The organism is Methanobacterium sp. (assembly GCF_038562635.1).
GTDB lineage: Archaea > Methanobacteriota > Methanobacteria > Methanobacteriales > Methanobacteriaceae > Methanobacterium_D.
On sequence record NZ_JBCFBO010000001.1, the window covers coordinates 2,150,422 to 2,168,759 of the forward strand.

Here is an 18,338-nt window from a genome sequence, read left to right on the forward strand (position 1 = left end):
TTCTTAATCATTTCTCAAAGGTTATCGAAGTTAAAATTAAAAGATAGGGGGATAAGGATATCTTTTAATCATTTCTCGAAAGTTTCAACTGCTTCTTTAAGGTATTCCCTTATCGGAAGGTTTTGTGTACATGCTTCTTCACATGCACCACACTGATTACAAAATGAAGCACTCATTCCTTTAGCTATTAAGAATGAATAGTTTCCAGACGGTTTTTGCATGTTCTTATAGATGTAAGTGTCGTTTAATAGATTCAAGTTCAATGGAATATCCACTCCTTGAGGACAGGGCATGCAGTAATTACAGCTTGTGCAGCCAGCATGCATTCTTGCACTGTAAGCTTCTTTAACTTCTTCAATTAGATTTCTTTCATCATCTGTAAGAATATTGGCATGGCCATTTTCTGCAATATTTATATTATCTACAACATGTTCCATTTTACTCATGCCGCTTAAAACTACATCAACTTCTGGCTGGTCCCATAAAAAGAGTAGGGCCCATTCTGCAAGGCTTCTTTTAACTGGGGATTTATCCCATATTGCCTGAATGTCTAAGGGGATGTTGTCTGTAAGGCAGCTTCCTCTAAGTGGTTCCATGATTACAGTCCCCATTTTACCTGCTGAGTAGTTAAGTCCTGCCCTTCCTGCCTGGAGCTCCTGATCGATGTAGTTGTACTGGATCTGGGAAAAATCCCATTTGTAAGAGTCCACAACTTCCTTAAAAAATTCAAGTTCATCATGGAATGAAAAGCCGACATGGCCTATTCTACCGTCTTCAACTGCAGAGTCCAGGAATTCGAAAACATCTAAATTCAGCAGCTTTTCCCAAAAATTCCTGTGTAGACCGTGCAGGAGATAGAAATCTATTCTATCGGTCTGTAGTTTTTTGAGCTGTTCATCCAGAAAGCTGTCAAAGTCTTCCTTCTTTTGAACAAGCCAGCTGGGTAATTTGGTGGAAAGATACACCTGATCCCTGTAACCGTCTTTCAGGGCATTTCCAACTGCTATTTCGCTCATGCCTTTGTGGTAAGGATAAGCTGTATCAATATAATTCACGCCGTGATCTATGGCGTAATGGAGCATTTCTGTTGCCAGTGGTTCATTTATTTTTTCTGGTTTATCATTAAGTATTGGAAGTCTCATGCATCCAAAACCAAGTATTGAAACTTTTTTCCCTGTTTTCCCGAAATTTCTGTATAACAAGTGATAATCCTCCGATAAACTGATTTAAATTAATGAAAATTCATTTCCAATTTACATGTGATAGATTAAATAAAATAGAATGAATTAATTAAAGTAATTTACCAATCCAATTTAAAAGATATTAACTTATTTTCTGTGAAACATTAAATCACATCTGCATTCGCCGTGTAAGGGTGGCAGCATATTTAACTGTTCCATAGGATATTTTGCATTGTTTTCATAGGCATTTTTACATATTTCGCATGCATCATCTTCAGATATCGCGCTGAAGAATTTGTATCCTGCGCTGTAATACTCGTACCAGTCAGCAAGGTTTTCAATTCTCTGTTTTTCGCTCACAGCTACTTTATATGCATCCCCGTCTGTTAACCCCTTAGTTTTGAGTATTTGGGCTATTTGTTCTACCGATTGGCCTTCCAGCATGGCACTTATCATTATATGCATGATCCCTGTTCTTTTAGCTTCTGCCTCTGGAGCGTAGCTTAAATCATAAAGTTCTTCGATGGATGCTGCAGCGGCAAGCAGTTCTACATGCCCTCCAAAGTGAACTCCGCCTGTTTCCTGGCTTATAATGTCATTTATTTTTTTATTCATTGCTGTGATGACTCTGTGCAGTTGTTCCGCTTTCATGGATATACATTAATTGAACTTATTAAAATCATTTTTTCAGTTTGAAAAGGGAATGCATACATGTTTGTAAAAAAATAAATCAAAGTAAAGTTCCTAATTTTTAAGATTGCTCATTACTGAACGCTTTTTGGTTCAGTAACTAGCGGAATAGTAAAATAAAATGTAGAACCTTTTTCTGGAGAAGATTTAAGCCAAATGTGGCCGCCATGTCGGTCTATAATTCTTTTTGCAATTGCAAGGCCGATTCCTGCACCTTCATACTCTCCAATGGCATGCAACCTTTTAAACACTTCAAAAACTGTATCAAAATACTGATCTTCAATTCCTATGCCGTTATCCTTTACAGAAAAAACCCATTCGTTGTCATCTTTTTTTGCTGAAATATGGATTTTTGGTGTTTCATCCGTTTTTCGGAATTTTAAAGCATTATCAATTAGATTCTGGAATACACTCACTATTTGATTTTCATCTGCAAAAACAGGTGGAAGGGGATCATGGGTTACTTCAGCATGGCACTGTTCTATTGAATGCTGTAAATTGGATAAAGCAATATCAAGTGCTTTTTCAGTGTTAACTTCTTTAAATTCATCACCTTTAGCTTCAACATGAGAGTAGTCCAGTAAACCTTGAATCATGCTTTTCATTCTCTTTGCATCACTGACCATGTATTCAAGGAATTCATCAGCATCAGGATCTAACTGTCTTTTATAACGCCTTTCTATAAGCTGGGAATAACTGGTTATTGTCCTGAGGGGCTCCTGCAAATCATGACTTGTAATGTGGGCAAAACTCTTTAATTCTTTGTTAGAGCGTTCTAATTCTTCTAAACTTTTCTTTAATTCATTATTTACTTCTTTACGTTCTCTATCAGTTTTGTTAAGGGATAGAATACTGTTCCACACAAAAATACTCAAAATAATAAGTACTGAAAGGGTATATAACACTGTCCCGAAAGCTGTATCATAATAACCTAAATCCTGCCCTAATATCCGTAACCACCCAAAAACTATGGAAATAATTGCCAGCACAAATAGAATTCTGAGTCCAAATATGCTCCAATATTCTCCACTGGTTAATACTTTCATAAAGCCAGTTTCAGGACGTGCAATAAGGACAGCAAAAGATATCAACATAAATCCTATTCCTGCATAAATGGAAGTTGCAGTATAATAGGATATCTGGTAAAATTCTGATGCATCATATAAATAGCCTAAAAGAACCATTAAAGAGATAATACTCCCTAAAATCATTAAATACTGTGTAGGAACGCGATTATGTACTTTTTTATCAATAATTAAAAGTGCAGAACCGATTATTATGTATTCAATTGCTCCAATAAACGCTATTCGATTTGGTGAGGAAGTTTCAAGTGTTCCAAATGGTTCTGTAAATAATATTTGATCTATGCCTAAATTAAAGTTGAATAAATGTTCAATGAGGGCAATCAACCCAATTGATAATACTATAATTGATAATACCTGTGCAACATGTCTATTTCTTTTGTTAATCCTTTTTGTCTGTTGCAGCCATAAAGAAGCTCCTATTAAAATAAAACATAATGCAGAATTGAATTTAATGGTGGGGAAATCAGGACCGGGGCTTTTGAGGAGAGGAATATTAAAAGCCCACCCAATGAATATAATAACTCCAATTATAATTATTACAATGCTTAAAATTTCAGAAAACCTTTTTAAATTAGCTCTAAAAGTAATGGAGTTGCTTAAATCCATCTAATTCCTCATAATACTAAAATTAACAGTTTCCATTGAATTAATATTACTTATTATATTTTGAGTATTACTTACATTTTATTATTTTTTTAATGGTCCGGTCTTTGTTAACTCAATAAGAGGTAACTATTACAAATAACATCATCTGAATATTTTAAGTGGCTAAAAAAAACGCAATTTTGATAATTGGGAGTATGGGAATTAATTAAAATGTTAGATTTATTTAAACAGCAGTGTTTTAATTTACATCTTAAATCTGGGAAATGGTTTTCTAATTTAAGGATCAAATATAATTTATTTATGTATTAAATGGGGACTAATATGAAATATATAGGATCTAAAAAGAAATTATTCTTATTAATTATATTAGTAGTATTTGCAGTAACAGCAGCTTCTTTTGCTTATTATGTTTCTGACTATTACCATGCAGATAGTAAAGCTGCAGCTGCACTTAAATCAACTGAATCTTACAACGTTACAGATACAGATAACTCCATTACATTTATTCCTACTCAAAACAGGAGCACTACAGGAATAATATTTTATCCGGGAGGCAAGGTCCAGCCTGAAGCTTATTCTGTTATTGCTTCTAAACTTGTTGTGAAGGGATACACCACAATAATTGTGAAAATGCCTTTTAATCTGGCATTTTTCGGTGTTAACAGTGCGGACGATGTTGTAGCTGAACACCCTGAGATCACTTCATGGGTAATTATGGGCCATTCACTGGGCGGCGTTTTTGCGTCGGAATATGCTGTAAATCATCAGGATAAAATTAAGGGAGTTGTATATTTAGCGGCATACCCTTCAACAAATGCTTCAAATGCAACTTTTAAAGCGTTATCAATAAGAGGTTCTCTGGATAATCTTACGACAGCTCAGGATATTTCTAACAACAAAAATAAGTTCCCGGCTAACACGACATTTATCACCATACCTGGCGGTAACCACTACAATAATGGTAACTACGGTCCTCAAGCAGGGGACAATAACAGTACAATAACAAGGGAAGAGCAGCAGAACAAAACTGTGAGTTATATACTTGAATTTATTAAAGGTCTTTGAGTAACAAGTAATTATCATTATTTGAGTAAATAAGGAGTAGTATTCAAGTGAAACACAAAATAACGCAATTATTTAATTTTATTCAAATAAAGGTTGATAAATTATATTAAGTATTACTTATATACAACTTTAATAATACAATGTGTGGGGGTAATATGAATTCTGATCAAACTCCTTCAGATAATACTGCTCCAGATGATATTAATTTAGATAAATCTCTTGAATTTAGAAGATGTTGGGCATTAGGTGAAGCGTATTATTTTTTAGAAAATAATTATGGGGATTGTTTTAAATGTAAGGTTAGCGAAAATCCATTTTCTAAAGATATAAGAGATTATAAAAGTAATTTAATGTCAGTAAGGCATATTTGCGATGAATTAAATATTAATAATCAAGATATGGATATATTTATTGATAATCTTCATAAAGAGCTGAATAATATTTCAAAATACAGTATAGATGTACCTAAAGGGTATAAAAGTTCTAAATATGGTGAAAATAAATTTAGAGATTTTAGCAGTTATTTTGAAATAGAATTAGAAGGTTATATTATAGGTAGCTTGAAAGGGAAAGATCCTAGATATAATCATATTTTTAGAATAGCTAAACATTCACTTGAATTATATAAAAATCCTGAAGATAATGAAGATCCTGAAGATAAATTTAATAACTTTCTAACAGATCTGGAGAATATTAAGAATTTTGTATCTAGAGATAAAATAGCTTTAATTCGTGAAACAATTTTAAAGTGGCCAAAAGTAAGTAAAAATTATATGGATGAAGAATACGATAATGATTTAAAATATGGAAACATAAAAAGACCGGATCTAATAGAAATCGTTAATAAGATTGGTGGTTTGATCACGGGATCTGTAGAAGTGCATGATATTCTAAATAGACGTGATCGCACTGTTTGGGCAGTTGTAAGTTATGGATCTTTCATTTTTCCTGCAGTTTTAATTGGAATTATAATTTGGTCCCTTAATCTTAATTTTTCTTTTTTATATCCATATATAGGGATAGGACAATTAAATAATTATTTGATAATTGTAAGTGCTCTTGCAGGAGCATTTTTATCAGTTATTAGAGCTTCTATTCCTCTTTGGAGAAAATTTGCAGATTGGTTTGGGCTTAAATTAGCTATAAAACGCTTAAAAGATCCTCATAAATATTTAATAATATCTCCATGGTCTCCATTTGAAAAACATGAGCATGCATCTGATAAAACACAATCAAATGAGATACCTTAATAATTTATTTGTTACTTTAAATTATTTTATTAACAAGTGCACGCCCTGATTGAAGAAATAAAGCGCAAATATTACGAGTGCTGCTCCTAGAATTCTCATTATGTAAAGATACGGTTTCCCTGTAATGAATTCACGGGATTTTCCCGCAGCGAAGGCCAGAACTATTTTTGAACCCACTAAAAGAACATAAAACCCTACAATGAACATTAATGGGGCTAAAATACTGCCTGTATAAGCGTTTATGATTAGGGGTCCGCCGACGGTTATCCAGAACAGGTATGGGGCCGGATTTAAAAAGTTGACGGTTGCTCCTTTTTTAAGTGATTTTGGCTCTTCTGCTTTGATATCTTCAGTTAGTTCTCTTGTTTTAAAGCTTTCATAGGCCATATAAAGCAGGAATAAACCTCCAAGAATGGATATGATGCCTAAAATTGAGCTGTAACCTGCAACAAATGATAAGAAGAGCAGAGATACTGCTATGATTGGTAAGTCTGTGATCAGCGGGGAAAATGCGACTTTTATGCCTTCTCTGTAGCCGTGTTTTAGGGTTTGAGATATTAGTAGGATGAGCAGGGGGCCTGGTGAGAGGCCTGAGTAGAGACCGAGGGTGATTCCTGCGATGAGTAGGTTGAACATTTTTTTGGTGTCTCCTTGATATTTAAGTAATGTATTCTAATTCATTTCAAATAAACTTTATAACAAAATTTAATAGTATAACAGCAGCCAGAACCCAAATCAGCACAATAATTAAAGCCGCAAATCCACTTTTAGGCATTCCTTCGCGGAATTTCGTTTTTGCACTTTCTCTATGTTCATCCATTATCTCTTTGGGGACCATTTTAAGTAAAATTGGAATTCCTACAGTTATCAACAGAAAATCATCGAGATAACCTATTACTGGTATAAAATCTGGAATTAAGTCAATTGGGCTTAAAAGATAGGCCATAACCAAAAGAATGACAACTTTAATGCGCAATGGAACTCTTGGATCTTTATAGGTTAAATGGAGTGCATAAGTTTCTATTTCAAATTTTTCTGCCATAGCTTTCCAGTTTTTGAACATAAAGACATCCAGATGAAAAATTTGTTAATTCAAATTCGTTTAATAAGATTTGGTGTTTATAGCCCCATATTGTTTTTAGAGTTTTATGAATTTTATTAATATAAACGAAAAGTTTTTTATTACATAATTCACATAAATAACCTCCTGCGCATACCTAAAATAATTGCGCAGAGATACATGTGGAGGTGCGGTTGCATGAAAATAAAGTTAGGAATCATCCTACTTGCATTTTTAGCCGCTGTAGGATTTTCTGGAGCAATAGCAGCTCAACATGTTGAGGAAGGACATAACAACAGACATGCCCACGGACCCCCTAGAAGTAATATCTCAATGGCCAGTACAAACAGATGTCACGATTCAAGTAAATGCCGTTTAAAATTGTTCCAGAAGAATAATAAACTGTTAAAATAAGGTATGGTTTTTGAAAGTACTTGTTTAAGGGGATTTATCCTCATTTCTATTTTTTAGCAGTAATTTACTTGAAATAAATCTAATTTTTAAAACAAAACTTTTATATACTATTTCAAACTAGGGTTAAATATTCAACCGATGGTTGAAAGTTAAAATTATGGTTAAATGTAGAATCAGGAAGTGGTGGTAATAAGTGACCCTTAAAGAATTAAAGAAAAAAGAGAAGGAAACAAAGCGTAATTATATTATAGAATCAGCTCAGAAGCTATTTTTAAGTAAAGACTACGATGAAGTTTCAATGAACAGCATAGCCAAAGAAGTAGGGGTAAATAAGGCCACACTTTATTATTATTTTAAGAACAAAGAAGCTTTGTATTTTGCTATAGTTTTACAGGGTGTCAAGGTTTTAGTTAAAATGGCTAAAGAAGAAATAAGAAATGGAAAAACTGGTTATGAAAAGATTTCATTGTATGGAAATGCAATGAATAAATTTTCAGCTGAATATCCTGGCTGTTTAAAGCTTTTATATGCTCCACAATCTTCTAAATTTGATATAAATAATATGGCCAGTAGTGAAGAGTATAAAAAGGTAATGGGAATTCTTAAAGATTTAATGTTTATCATGAGGGATTTGATACAGTCTGGAATTGATGATGGTACAATTCGAGAAGATGTTAACCCAATGGAAGCAGCAGTTTTGATGTCGCTAATCTCTCAGAGTATGTCGAATATGAGCTGTCTATATAAAGACATGCTGAAAAGTGAGGGAGTCAGTGAACAGAAGTTTGCAATGGACGTAAAGGGTTTCATGCAGTATATGCTCAAAAAAAGTTAGTTCAATTTCTTAAGAGATTTGGAGATTATAACTGAAAGGAGGAATGAAAAATGTCAATGACAAAAGTAAATGATATAAACATGTATTATGAAATACACGGTGAAGGAGAAGCTTTGATATTGATATCAGGTAATGGTGCGGAGTCATCACAGTGGAAAGATATGATCCCTACTTTTTCTAAGGATTACAAAGTGATTCCATTTGATAACCGAGGTGCAGGGCGTACTGATAGGCCAGATATAGAATATTCTATGGATATGATGACTGAAGATGTCATTGGTTTGATGGATGTGCTTGGAATTGAAAGGGCACATATACTTGGGGCATCTATGGGGGGAATGATTGCTCAAAATATTGCTTATTTATATCCTGATAGAGTAAAAAGCCTGATACTTGTTGTAACAAGTATGAAAAATTCTCACCGCGTTAATTATGCTTGTAAACAGGCAATAAAACGTGTTATGGATGGAAGCGATCCTGATGCACTGGCTGAATATTCTGCAGTATGGTCATTTCCTGAGGAAGTATTAGCAAATCATGGAGCTGTTGATAGAATTAAAAGTGCTATGGCACATGTATTAAATCCTCAGACAGTGAATACATTCAAAAGGCAAAATGATGCACTTGCTACATTTGATTCAAGTGGATGGATCAGTGAACTTACAGCTCCAACATTGGTTATAGCTGGAGATGGAGATATAATCTGGCCTCAAAAATATTCTGGACAGGAATTAGCTAAAGCCCTCTCTGGCTCTAAGTTTGTCTCAATTCCCGGAGCGCACATGGCATATCTATTAAGTGCTGAAGCATTTCAAAATCATGTGGTGGAGTTTCTTACATCAGTTGAATAGAAATTATAACATAATATTGTTATTTTTTTAATGATTACTCCATCAATAAGGACTGGGGCCAGTAACAGTTGGATTATCATCTCTTTGAACCCATTCTGTAATAGAACCTTCATATAACCTCACATCAGGATAATCTAAATACCATTTAAAAACTAAAAACAGGTTGGTTGCTTCTCTGCCGGTCCCGCAGTAGCATATAACTGTTTTATCGGGAGTTACTTCTCTTTCTTCAACTAAAGATTTTATTTCGTCAAGGGGTTTGAGGAGCTGCCGGTTCTTGGGGTTCATGAGCGCGGCAGCCTGTAAATTCTTTGCTCCAGGTATGTGCCCTTCTTTGCTCCACAGGCTGGGGCCGGCATAATATTTAAATGGCCTGGCATCAAGCACTACCACATCATCATTGTCCTTAATATTTTTAAATTCTCCGTATTCAATCTGATATTCATCGTGGACCTCTGCTTCAAATTCAGATTCTTCTACAGTGGGAAATACCTTTGTTAATCCTCTTTCTTCTTTTTTCCATTTGTCTATGCCTCCATCTAAGATATGGACATTTTCATGGCCAAATCTAACCAGTGAATAAGCAGCCATGGTCTGTCCCCAACCGTCCCCTTTTTTTGAATAGGATCCCTTGCCAGTATAAAAAAGAATAGGTTTATCATTTCTGATGCCTAATTTCCCGAATATTGTTGAAATTGCATCATGAGGAATATATCTAGCGGGGTTATTGCCCTGCATTTCTCTAAGAAACCATTCATTAAAATAAAATGCATTGTGGATGTGTTCTTTTATATAATCATGTATATCTGGCTGAACATCGAATATAGTGAGATTATTATCCAGATTATCTTCTAACCATTCTGTATCCACCCATTTTACTTTTGTATTTCCCAATAAATGAGGATAGTTCATATAAATGACTCCATTAGTATGACTTTGAATTAAATATGTATATTATAATAGTTGTATGTTGCTGTCAACTGATGGCATATTTTAAAAAAATATTCCATGAGTTAAAATGATAAAACTCTCTTAAATAGACGTTATTTTTAAAAAAATAGTTTATATGCATTTATATATGTATTAAATTTAAATATTGTCTTTATATTTAAATTAGGCGGAAATTATATTAATCTATTTTGGGGCAAGAGTATAAACTTAAATAATATGTTATTACAATTGTATTATAACTTTTATTATGGCGAGGACATTATAATGAGCTTATACTTTAGAGAAACAGGCAAAAACAATAGTGAAACCATAGTGTTCCTCCATGCAGGCATGTCTTCAGGTTGGATGTGGGATAAACATGTAGAATCATTAAAAGATTATCATTGTCTGGTCCCAGACCTCCCTGAACATGGAAAAAGCATGGAAATAAAACCTTTTACAATGGAAAGTGCTGCAAATGAAATCATTGAAATTATCAAAGAGAGGGCACATGGGGGAAAAGCGCATATTGTTGGATTATCTCTTGGTGCACAAGTAGCTGTTCAAATATTAAGTATGGCTCCGGAAGTTGTGGATCATGCTGTAATTACTGGAACATTGACGCGTGAAGTCGGATCTAACCTGTCAGTAATGATGAATATTTTTTATAAGTTTTACATGCGCCTCAAGGATGTTGATTTTTTCATAAAAATGGGCATGAAAGCACAATCTATACCTCTAGAATATTTTGAAGACGTTAAAAAAGACACGAAAGCACTAACTTGGAATTCTTTAAACAATATTACTAAAGAGAATAGGTCATTTAAAATAGCTGAAAATTTATGCAGATCAAAAAACAGGGTGCTGGTACTGATGGGAGAAAAAGAGGTTAAAGTTGTGTATGAATCAGCTTTAGACTTAAATAAATGCCTTTCAAATTCTAAAGCGTATAAAGTGGATAATTTTGGCCATACCTGGCCTTTAGAATCACCAAAACTTTTCAGCAGTATTGTAAGAGCCTGGATAAATGATGATCAATTACCTGATACTTTATTGAAGCTGTGATTTGAATAAATTTATTAAAATAAAAAACGAATATAAAATTAAATTAATTATTTTTATTAAGTGAGAAATTATGAGTTTATATATCAAAGAAACAGGTAAAAACAACGATGAAACTATAGTATTCCTTCATGCAGGCATGCCTTCCGGTTGGATGTGGGATAAACATGTAGAATCATTAAAAGATTATCATTGTCTGGTCCCAGACCTTCCTGAACATGGAAAAAGTATAGAAATAAAGCCTTTTACCATGGAAAGTGCTGCAAATGAAGTCATTGATATTATTAAAGAAAGGGCGCATGGGGGAAAAGCGCATATTGTTGGATTATCTCTTGGTGCACAGGTAGCTGTTCAAATATTAAGTATGGCTCCGGAGGTTGTAGATCATGCAGTGATTACAGGGGCACTGATCCGCGAAGTCGGGTCCAGCCTTTCAATATTTATGGATATTTTTCATAAAATTTTCATGCGCATTAAGGATATTGATTTTTTCATAAAAATGGGCATGAAGATGCAGTCTATATCTTTAGAATATTTTGAAGACGTTAAAAAAGATACAAAAGCATTGACATGGAGTTCTTTAAATAATATTACTCGTGAAAACGGTTCATTTCGAATACCTGAAAATTTATGCAGATCAAAGAACAGGGTGCTGGTACTGACGGGAGAAAAAGAATTTAAAGTTTTCTATGAATCCGCTTTAGACTTAAATAAATGCCTCTCAAACTCTAAATCTTACAAAGTGGCTAATTTAGGCCATGCTTGGCCTTTAGAATCGCCAAAACTTTTCAGCAGTATTGTAAGAGCCTGGATAAATGATGATCAATTACCTGATACTTTATTGAAGCTGTGATTTGAATAAATTTATTAAAATAAAAAACGAATATAAAATTAAGTCAATTATTTTTTCTAAGTGAGAAATTATGAGTTTATATATCAAAGAAACAGGTAAAAACAACGATGAAACTATAGTATTTCTCCACGGCGATGGAATAGCCGGCTGGATGTGGGATGAACAATTAAAGGCATTCGGTGATTATCACTGTATTATTCCAGATCTACCTGGACACGGAAAAAGTGCTGAAGTAAAATCATTTAGCGTACAAAGTGCTGCAGATATGGTTATAGATATAATAAAAAATAAGGCCAAAAATGGAAGGGCTCATCTTGTGGGACTGTCGCTGGGTGCTCAAATTGTAGTTCAAATTTTAAACACTGCTCCTGAAGTCGTAAATCATGCTTTAATCAGCGGAGCTATCGTACGTAACTCGCGACCGACTGAATCATTTTTAGAGCTCCTGGACAATCTTATTGCACTTTATTTACCTGATAAAAACAAAACTATTCGTATAATGAGTTATGTGAGGTCTTACAACATACCAAAAAATCTCCGCAGTAAGTTTAAGGAATCCACCTATGTTATTGAACCGTATTCTTTAGATAAAATTCTCAGGGAAACTATACTTTTTAAAATGCCGGATAATCTTGAACATGCAGACGTGCCGGTGCTGGTGATGACTGGTGAAAAAGATTATAGAATTGTTAATGAATCTGCATTAAATCTCTTAAATGTGCTTCCAAATTCTAAAGGGGCAATGGCTTTGAAGGTAGGGCATTTATGGAATATTGAAAACCCTAAATTGTTTAACAATGTTTTGAGAAGTTGGTTAAAAGATACTAATCTTTCGGGCGTGTTAATCAGCTGAGTTTAACATATACTAACTGTTTTTGGGGTGGTAGTATAAACGAGAAACTTAGAAAAGAATGGGATGCCGAAAGGAAAATTGAGCATAAATTCAACAGGATTATAAACATTTCCACCAGTAAAGTCATGGATATGGTAAAAGATAGAAAACCTATGATTTTCAGTAATTTTCATTATGGTTCAATAGGTATTAACCCCAAATATCTTGTAATATGGTATTTATTTGAAAAAGACAGTGAATTGAAAGAAGCAGAAAATAATGGTTTGCTAAATGAACTAAAAGAGATTACTATTTCTGAATTAAAGGCCAATGGATATCCTGAAGATGTTTTAGATGAAATACAAATTGCTTTCACATCTGATGAGGATATACAAAAAGAAACGGGTGGTAATTACTGGTATTATTTTAAATAAGGTTAATCCTGTCTTTTTAGGTGTTTATTTTAAAAATAAGGTTTTTCAGTTAGATATTATAGCTGATATTTTTTTATTAAAAATAAGGTTTTCCAGTTTATAGATGATTTTTTTGATAATTAAATATCGTGAAAATTATTTCACTTTTTTGTAGTGTTTTAGATAGTTTTATATATAGCGTCATGTGATATACCGTAGTGTGATATAACGCGTCACGATATACATCAGGGATTAATATGGATACAAAAAAATTGCAAAATAAATACTTACCATTGACTGAAGCAGCTTATTATGTTCTCATATCTTTAAATGAGCCAAGACATGGGTATGGAATAATGCAGCATGTTGAAAAGCTCACAAATGGTCGTATTAAGATCGGTGCAGGAACCATGTATGGAAACCTTTCCCGAATGGAAAAAGAGGGATTGATAACACCAGTTGCAGAAGAAGATCGTAAAAAAATCTATGAACTCAGCGAAAAAGGGAAAATTGTACTGAAATTAGAACTTGAACGTTTAGAAGAACTTCTTGAGCATGGTAAAAATGAAATGAGGAGTTAAGATGAAAGAAGTTAAAACTGTTTGGCACTGGTGGACAGGGTGGGAAATAGAAAAATTTGAAAATTGGCTTGAGGAAATGGAATGGGGTGGATGGAATCTATCTAAAGTTGATTATATTTTAAGGTTCAAATTTGCAAAAGGAAAAAGTAGAAAAATGAGATACTGTGTTGATCATCAAAATAATGTTGAAAATAATTATTTTGAGCTTTTTAAAGAAGATGGTTGGGTATTAGTGGATGAAAATATCGCTCCATGGTATATATGGCGTAAATCCTATGAATATGAGAGGCCTGATATTTATACTGATACTAAATCATTAATTGAAAGAAATAACCGCCAGATTAGGAATGTCTTTATTGGGGTGTTTATAAGTCTATTTTTATTATATTTAGTGTTCATTGGCAATTTTGACAGTACTAAATTAATATCCGCACTGTTAATCTTATCACTTGCCTTTTACGGATACTTAATAGCACAATACTATCGATACAGTAAAAATCTGAAACAAAATGAAATTAAATGTTAATTAGGGGTTGTATAAACAAAATTGAATAATAATGGGGATAAAGTAATGGTTCAATTAAAATTAAATCAGGAGAAATATATAGAAGCTAGAAAAAATCTTAGTAAAATGGTTAATCGACTTGGATTCTGGGCAGCGATTCTTACAGCACTATTAGCCGCGGTATTTATTATAATGGGCATGTTCGGTTCCAGTTCATGGGATTATTACCCTGGAATGGTTAATTATATTTGGACTTACTATAAAGCCATAGATTACGTACTTTTTATTCCTGCATTTCTGCTAGCACCAGTATTTGTAATTTTAATGGCTTGTATCCACTATTACACTTCCCTTGAAAAGAAAATATTCAGTTTGATTGGTTTAGCATTTGCACTGATCTATGCAACCGTGATTACTACCGATTACTTCATATTATGGACAGTAACTCTACCAAGCGTAATGCATGGGGAAACAGCAGGTTTATCTCTTTTTTCAATGTATAATCCTCACGGAATCTTCGTAGCTCTTGAATCTGTAGCATACTTAATGATGAGTGTAGCTTTAATTTCCATTACTCCTGTTTTTGAAGGGAGGAAAATTGAGAGAGCATTACGGTGGATTTTCATTATAGGGTTTATTTTATCCCTTGGATCTTTGTTTGGAGTATATTTAATGAATTATGACATTGTAATGTATGAAATAGTTGTAATCGCTATTTATTGTCCAGTACTAATAATTTCGGGAATTTTACTGGGTATTATTTTTAGGAGAGCTGGAAAATCATTAGGGGGTGGAATATCATGAAAACTTTGATGATTATCGGAATAGGAATAATATTAGTTGTAGTAATAGCTTTAGGGGCAATTTCATACATTTCCTATGATATGAGTAACCGTGCAACTGTTTCAGAAACATTGAATCCAAATGGGGCAATTGTAGGGAATGCACTGGTCGTTTATGACCCGAGCATTACTGGAAATACCAAAAATGTGGCAGGCAGAATTGCAAGCGATCTAAAAGCCGAGGGATACAAAGTCGATTTAGCAGGCATTAAGAGTGCAACAGCATCTAATACTTCAAAATATGATGTTATAGTTGTAGGTGGGCCTATATATGCAGGAAATATTAGTGCTGCGGTTAATGCATATTTAAAAATACTGAAACCTGTAGAAAGCACTAAATTAGGGGTTTTTGCTACAGGCGACCCACACACGACTGATAATGTGCTGATTAAAAAACAAATCGCCCCTATCTCTGAAAACAGCACTTTCCAGATAAAGGCAGTAATGAACGTTATTTCTGGAGATGACATTAATAAAAAGTGCGATGGATTTGTAAATGATCTTCTACAATAGGGAAAATAAGATGATTAGATCTTTAAATATAAAAAGGTGGATTTTTCTATGGGTACAGAAATATATTATTTTTCAGGATCTGGTAATTCGCTGCATGTAGCCAGAGAGTTGCAAAAAAGAATTCCAAAAGCAAAACTTATTCCAATTGTAAGCCTTTTAAACAATGAAAATATTAAAACTAGTGCAAATACAGTGGGATTTGTTTTTCCAATTCATCTTGCAATGATTCCAAGGCCAGTAATGGAATTTCTCCCCAAACTTAACTTAAATTCAGCAGAATACATTTTTGCAGCAGTTACAAGGATTGGTACCAGGCACAGGGCATTTAAAGACCTTGAAAAAATCTTAAAGAAAAAAGGCAAGGGTTTAGATGCATTTTTTAATTTAAATATGGCCTCAAATGATCCAAAATCTAAAGAATTTAAGGCAGCAACAGCAGATCAAATAGCAGAAATAGAACTAGAAGTCCAAAATAAACTTGATTACATCCAGGATATCGTTATAAATAAAAAAATTGTCCTTCAAAAGGATACTAAATTTACAGTCGCTATCCCTGGTTTTTCTGTTCTCTCTCCCTTCTTGCCATTTTTTAATAAGATGTTCAATTATGATTTTTACGCTGATTCAAAATGTACTGGCTGCAGGACATGTGAAAAAGTTTGTTTATCTGGAAAAATAAAAATGATTGATGCAAAACCAGTATGGCAGAAGGATGTGAAGTGCTTTTTTTGTTATGCATGTTTAAATTACTGCCCAGAAAAAGCGGTTCAAATTAAATCTTCACGTTTTTTTAAAGTATACACTGAAGAGAATGAGAGGTATTCTCATCCATATGCAAATGCAGATGATATTACAGGACAAAAATGATTAATTACATTTAAAGGGGGAAAACATGTCGCAAGTGATTAAAATCACTACGCTCAATATGGGTTTGAAATGGGGCACTGTGAATTGTTACCTTGTTAAATTGGATAATGATTATCTTTAATCGATACAGGGCCTTCAAATAAGCGCGATGAACTTGAAAAAGAAATTAAAAATGTGGGCTGTAAACTTGGAGACATTAAACTTATCTTGATAACCCACGGGGATTCTGATCATACTGGAAATGCTGCATATCTTCGTAAAAAGCACACTGCCAAAATATCTATGCATAAAAATGATTTAGAAATGGTAGAAAAAGGTGATATGTCCTATAACAGAAAAGTCAATTTTATTACCCGAATAGTATTTTCATTACCTTTCATTAAGTTAAGTAAGTCGGATAGATTTATACCAGACAGTTATGTGGAAGATGGTCAGGATCTTTCTGATTACGGTTTCGATGCTGAAGTTATTCATATTCTTGGACATTCAGAGGGTTCTATTGGGATTTTAACAGAAGATGGAAATCTATTTTGTGGTGATCTACTTGAAAATACAAAAAAACCAGTTATTAATTCCATTATGGGTGATATGGTGGCAGTAAATGATAGTTTTGAAAAATTAAGAAAATTAAACATAAATACTGTTTATCCATGTCATGGTAAGACATTCAAGATGGATTATTTATAAAAAAATTAGGGGAAAATTATACAAAAACTTGAACTGGCACGTTTAGAAGAAATTCTAAGTCTCGGTAAAATGAAATGAGGAATTAGCATGAATGAAATTAAAACTGTTTGGCACTGGTGGTGGGGCTGGAGCCCTGAAAAAATAGAAGACTGGCTTGAGGAGATGGAACTTGAGGGATGGAACTTATTTCAAGTAGATTTTAATCATATCCGCTTTAAATTTGAAAAGGGAGAAAGCAGGAAGATGAGGTACTGCGTCGACTATCAAGAAAATGTTGATGAAAACTATTTTGAGATTTTTAAAGAGTATGGCTGGGAACTAGCTGATGATGGGATTCTTCCATGGTATATTTGGCGTAAACCCTACGAAAATGAAAGGCCCAGTATTTATACTGATACAATATCTTTAATTGAGAGAAACAACCGCCAGCTTTGGATCGTTGGGGTTTTGATGGTCATGGATATAATTGTATTTTATTCTACACTTGAAGGTGGTTACATTGGAATAGGGTTAGGGCTGCTTTTTTTAATGATTTTAGTCATGGGGTACATTATAATGCAGCTTTACCTGTATAATAAAAAACTGGAAAAAAACGAAATGAAGCTTTGATATTTAAAATTTTGTTATTAAATATCTGATGCATATAAAATAGTTTTTAAGGATTGGGGATTAAAATGAGAGAAACTAAAACTGCTTGCCACTGGTGGTGGGGCTGGAACCCAGAAAAAATAGAAAACTGGCTTGAAGAGATGGAACTGGACGGTTGGAATCTGGTCAGCGTAGGTTTTGCTTATATAGTCTTTAAATTTGAAAAGGGAGAAAGCAGGAAGATAAGATACTGTGTTGATTATCAGATTAACGTGGGAAATAATTATTTTGAGCTCTTTAAAGAAGATGGCTGGGAATTAGCAGATGATAAAATCATTCCATGGTATATCTGGCGTAAATCCTATGAAAATGAAAGGCCCAGTATTTATACTGATACGAAATCATTAATTGAGAGAAATAATCGATTGATCAAGACTGTTGGTATTCTGGTGCCTTTAGAAATAGTTGTACTTTATCGAGTTTTTGAAAGCGGTTCTGATGAAATTAAATCAGCATTGATGCTGTTTATTATCCTAATTTTTGTATTCTTAGGATATGTGACAGCACAGCTTTACCGATGCAATAAAAAGCTTGAGGAAAATGAAATTAGTTTATAAAACATCTAAAT

The 18,338-nt window shown here is 33.6% G+C and carries 23 protein-coding genes; 17 read left to right on the plus strand and 6 right to left on the minus strand.

Annotation, left to right across the window (positions count from 1 at the left end; genetic code table 11):
- Positions 1 to 68: 68 nt before the first annotated feature.
- The 3 genes from AAGU07_RS10350 to AAGU07_RS10360 all read right to left on the minus strand — a co-directional run bounded on the left by AAGU07_RS10350 (position 69) and on the right by AAGU07_RS10360 (position 3,562).
- Positions 69 to 1,202, minus strand: a complete 1,134-nt coding sequence (locus AAGU07_RS10350; protein ID WP_342459008.1) for an aldo/keto reductase — start codon at positions 1,200 to 1,202, stop codon at positions 69 to 71.
- Between the two features lie 126 nt (positions 1,203 to 1,328).
- Positions 1,329 to 1,832 (minus strand): phage minor head protein, encoded by a 504-nt coding sequence (locus AAGU07_RS10355; protein ID WP_342459009.1) that lies wholly within the window; start codon positions 1,830 to 1,832, stop codon positions 1,329 to 1,331.
- Between the two features lie 113 nt (positions 1,833 to 1,945).
- Positions 1,946 to 3,562: an ATP-binding protein gene (locus tag AAGU07_RS10360; protein ID WP_342459010.1), complete on the minus strand. Its 1,617-nt coding sequence runs from the start codon at positions 3,560 to 3,562 to the stop codon at positions 1,946 to 1,948.
- 321 nt (positions 3,563 to 3,883) lie between these two features.
- Here AAGU07_RS10360 and AAGU07_RS10365 point away from each other — a divergent pair, with 321 nt between their 5' ends.
- Positions 3,884 to 4,627, plus strand: a complete 744-nt coding sequence (locus AAGU07_RS10365; RefSeq protein WP_342459011.1) for an alpha/beta fold hydrolase — start codon at positions 3,884 to 3,886, stop codon at positions 4,625 to 4,627.
- A gap of 155 nt (positions 4,628 to 4,782) precedes the next feature.
- Positions 4,783 to 5,877 (plus strand): hypothetical protein, encoded by a 1,095-nt coding sequence (locus AAGU07_RS10370; protein WP_342459012.1) that lies wholly within the window; start codon positions 4,783 to 4,785, stop codon positions 5,875 to 5,877.
- Between the two features lie 21 nt (positions 5,878 to 5,898).
- On the opposite strand, the gene AAGU07_RS10375 is transcribed toward AAGU07_RS10370, so the two are convergent.
- Together AAGU07_RS10375 and AAGU07_RS10380 are read right to left on the minus strand one after the other, a co-directional pair.
- Entirely contained in the window at positions 5,899 to 6,513 is a 615-nt protein-coding gene (locus tag AAGU07_RS10375) for a LysE family translocator (protein ID WP_342459013.1), read from the minus strand.
- Between the two features lie 46 nt (positions 6,514 to 6,559).
- On the minus strand, positions 6,560 to 6,940 hold the full coding sequence (locus AAGU07_RS10380; RefSeq protein ID WP_342459014.1) for a YkvA family protein: 381 nt from the start codon (positions 6,938 to 6,940) through the stop codon (positions 6,560 to 6,562).
- Positions 6,941 to 7,135: 195 nt separating this feature from the next.
- On the opposite strand from AAGU07_RS10380, the gene AAGU07_RS10385 reads away from it, so the two are divergent.
- From AAGU07_RS10385 to AAGU07_RS10395, 3 genes are all read left to right on the plus strand, one after another.
- Positions 7,136 to 7,351 (plus strand): hypothetical protein, encoded by a 216-nt coding sequence (locus AAGU07_RS10385; RefSeq protein ID WP_342459015.1) that lies wholly within the window; start codon positions 7,136 to 7,138, stop codon positions 7,349 to 7,351.
- Between the two features lie 193 nt (positions 7,352 to 7,544).
- Positions 7,545 to 8,186: a TetR/AcrR family transcriptional regulator gene (locus AAGU07_RS10390; protein WP_342459016.1), complete on the plus strand. Its 642-nt coding sequence runs from the start codon at positions 7,545 to 7,547 to the stop codon at positions 8,184 to 8,186.
- A 50-nt stretch (positions 8,187 to 8,236) separates the two neighbouring features.
- Complete coding sequence (locus AAGU07_RS10395; RefSeq protein ID WP_342459017.1) at positions 8,237 to 9,037, plus strand: alpha/beta hydrolase; 801 nt, start codon at positions 8,237 to 8,239, stop codon at positions 9,035 to 9,037.
- A gap of 42 nt (positions 9,038 to 9,079) precedes the next feature.
- On the opposite strand, the gene AAGU07_RS10400 is transcribed toward AAGU07_RS10395, so the two are convergent.
- Positions 9,080 to 9,949: a sulfurtransferase gene (locus AAGU07_RS10400; RefSeq protein ID WP_342459018.1), complete on the minus strand. Its 870-nt coding sequence runs from the start codon at positions 9,947 to 9,949 to the stop codon at positions 9,080 to 9,082.
- A 303-nt stretch (positions 9,950 to 10,252) separates the two neighbouring features.
- Between AAGU07_RS10400 and AAGU07_RS10405 the strand changes: the two genes are divergently transcribed.
- The 12 genes from AAGU07_RS10405 to AAGU07_RS10460 all read left to right on the plus strand — a co-directional run bounded on the left by AAGU07_RS10405 (position 10,253) and on the right by AAGU07_RS10460 (position 18,327).
- Positions 10,253 to 11,032 (plus strand): alpha/beta hydrolase, encoded by a 780-nt coding sequence (locus AAGU07_RS10405; RefSeq protein WP_342459019.1) that lies wholly within the window; start codon positions 10,253 to 10,255, stop codon positions 11,030 to 11,032.
- A gap of 70 nt (positions 11,033 to 11,102) precedes the next feature.
- A complete protein-coding gene (locus tag AAGU07_RS10410) occupies positions 11,103 to 11,882 on the plus strand; it encodes an alpha/beta hydrolase (RefSeq protein WP_342459020.1) in 780 nt (259 codons plus the stop codon).
- Between the two features lie 70 nt (positions 11,883 to 11,952).
- On the plus strand, positions 11,953 to 12,735 hold the full coding sequence (locus tag AAGU07_RS10415; protein WP_342459021.1) for an alpha/beta hydrolase: 783 nt from the start codon (positions 11,953 to 11,955) through the stop codon (positions 12,733 to 12,735).
- A gap of 125 nt (positions 12,736 to 12,860) precedes the next feature.
- A complete protein-coding gene (locus AAGU07_RS10420) occupies positions 12,861 to 13,148 on the plus strand; it encodes a hypothetical protein (RefSeq protein ID WP_342459022.1) in 288 nt (95 codons plus the stop codon).
- A gap of 236 nt (positions 13,149 to 13,384) precedes the next feature.
- Positions 13,385 to 13,708 (plus strand): PadR family transcriptional regulator, encoded by a 324-nt coding sequence (locus AAGU07_RS10425; RefSeq protein WP_342459023.1) that lies wholly within the window; start codon positions 13,385 to 13,387, stop codon positions 13,706 to 13,708.
- A gap of 1 nt (position 13,709) precedes the next feature.
- On the plus strand, positions 13,710 to 14,234 hold the full coding sequence (locus AAGU07_RS10430; protein WP_342459024.1) for a DUF2812 domain-containing protein: 525 nt from the start codon (positions 13,710 to 13,712) through the stop codon (positions 14,232 to 14,234).
- A gap of 45 nt (positions 14,235 to 14,279) precedes the next feature.
- Complete coding sequence (locus AAGU07_RS10435; RefSeq protein WP_342459025.1) at positions 14,280 to 15,017, plus strand: hypothetical protein; 738 nt, start codon at positions 14,280 to 14,282, stop codon at positions 15,015 to 15,017.
- Positions 15,014 to 15,568: a flavodoxin domain-containing protein gene (locus AAGU07_RS10440; protein WP_342459026.1), complete on the plus strand. Its 555-nt coding sequence runs from the start codon at positions 15,014 to 15,016 to the stop codon at positions 15,566 to 15,568. The genes AAGU07_RS10435 and AAGU07_RS10440 overlap by 4 nt, the downstream gene beginning before the upstream one ends.
- A 48-nt stretch (positions 15,569 to 15,616) precedes the next feature.
- Positions 15,617 to 16,435 carry an EFR1 family ferrodoxin gene (locus AAGU07_RS10445; RefSeq protein WP_342459027.1) on the plus strand — a complete coding sequence of 273 codons (819 nt, stop codon included), beginning with the start codon at positions 15,617 to 15,619 and terminating at the stop codon, positions 16,433 to 16,435.
- Positions 16,436 to 16,609: 174 nt separating this feature from the next.
- Positions 16,610 to 17,122, plus strand: coding sequence for an MBL fold metallo-hydrolase (locus tag AAGU07_RS10450; RefSeq protein WP_342459028.1), 513 nt, complete (start codon positions 16,610 to 16,612; stop codon positions 17,120 to 17,122).
- An 87-nt stretch (positions 17,123 to 17,209) separates the two neighbouring features.
- Positions 17,210 to 17,731, plus strand: coding sequence for a DUF2812 domain-containing protein (locus AAGU07_RS10455; protein WP_342459029.1), 522 nt, complete (start codon positions 17,210 to 17,212; stop codon positions 17,729 to 17,731).
- Between the two features lie 65 nt (positions 17,732 to 17,796).
- Complete coding sequence (locus AAGU07_RS10460) at positions 17,797 to 18,327, plus strand: DUF2812 domain-containing protein (protein WP_342459030.1); 531 nt, start codon at positions 17,797 to 17,799, stop codon at positions 18,325 to 18,327.
- Positions 18,328 to 18,338: the final 11 nt, after the last annotated feature.

Coding starts and splice junctions, on each gene's coding strand:
- AAGU07_RS10355 (WP_342459009.1), bottom strand. CDS start 1,832: ATGAAAGCGGAACAACTGCACAGAGTCATCACAGCAATGAATAAAAAA.
- AAGU07_RS10360 (WP_342459010.1), bottom strand. CDS start 3,562: ATGGATTTAAGCAACTCCATTACTTTTAGAGCTAATTTAAAAAGGTTT.
- AAGU07_RS10365 (WP_342459011.1), top strand. CDS start 3,884: ATGAAATATATAGGATCTAAAAAGAAATTATTCTTATTAATTATATTA.
- AAGU07_RS10370 (WP_342459012.1), top strand. CDS start 4,783: ATGAATTCTGATCAAACTCCTTCAGATAATACTGCTCCAGATGATATT.
- AAGU07_RS10375 (WP_342459013.1), bottom strand. CDS start 6,513: ATGTTCAACCTACTCATCGCAGGAATCACCCTCGGTCTCTACTCAGGC.
- AAGU07_RS10380 (WP_342459014.1), bottom strand. CDS start 6,940: ATGTTCAAAAACTGGAAAGCTATGGCAGAAAAATTTGAAATAGAAACT.
- AAGU07_RS10385 (WP_342459015.1), top strand. CDS start 7,136: ATGAAAATAAAGTTAGGAATCATCCTACTTGCATTTTTAGCCGCTGTA.
- AAGU07_RS10395 (WP_342459017.1), top strand. CDS start 8,237: ATGTCAATGACAAAAGTAAATGATATAAACATGTATTATGAAATACAC.
- AAGU07_RS10400 (WP_342459018.1), bottom strand. CDS start 9,949: ATGAACTATCCTCATTTATTGGGAAATACAAAAGTAAAATGGGTGGAT.
- AAGU07_RS10405 (WP_342459019.1), top strand. CDS start 10,253: ATGAGCTTATACTTTAGAGAAACAGGCAAAAACAATAGTGAAACCATA.
- AAGU07_RS10410 (WP_342459020.1), top strand. CDS start 11,103: ATGAGTTTATATATCAAAGAAACAGGTAAAAACAACGATGAAACTATA.
- AAGU07_RS10415 (WP_342459021.1), top strand. CDS start 11,953: ATGAGTTTATATATCAAAGAAACAGGTAAAAACAACGATGAAACTATA.
- AAGU07_RS10420 (WP_342459022.1), top strand. CDS start 12,861: ATGGATATGGTAAAAGATAGAAAACCTATGATTTTCAGTAATTTTCAT.
- AAGU07_RS10425 (WP_342459023.1), top strand. CDS start 13,385: ATGGATACAAAAAAATTGCAAAATAAATACTTACCATTGACTGAAGCA.
- AAGU07_RS10430 (WP_342459024.1), top strand. CDS start 13,710: ATGAAAGAAGTTAAAACTGTTTGGCACTGGTGGACAGGGTGGGAAATA.
- AAGU07_RS10435 (WP_342459025.1), top strand. CDS start 14,280: ATGGTTCAATTAAAATTAAATCAGGAGAAATATATAGAAGCTAGAAAA.
- AAGU07_RS10440 (WP_342459026.1), top strand. CDS start 15,014: ATGAAAACTTTGATGATTATCGGAATAGGAATAATATTAGTTGTAGTA.
- AAGU07_RS10445 (WP_342459027.1), top strand. CDS start 15,617: ATGGGTACAGAAATATATTATTTTTCAGGATCTGGTAATTCGCTGCAT.
- AAGU07_RS10455 (WP_342459029.1), top strand. CDS start 17,210: ATGAATGAAATTAAAACTGTTTGGCACTGGTGGTGGGGCTGGAGCCCT.
- AAGU07_RS10460 (WP_342459030.1), top strand. CDS start 17,797: ATGAGAGAAACTAAAACTGCTTGCCACTGGTGGTGGGGCTGGAACCCA.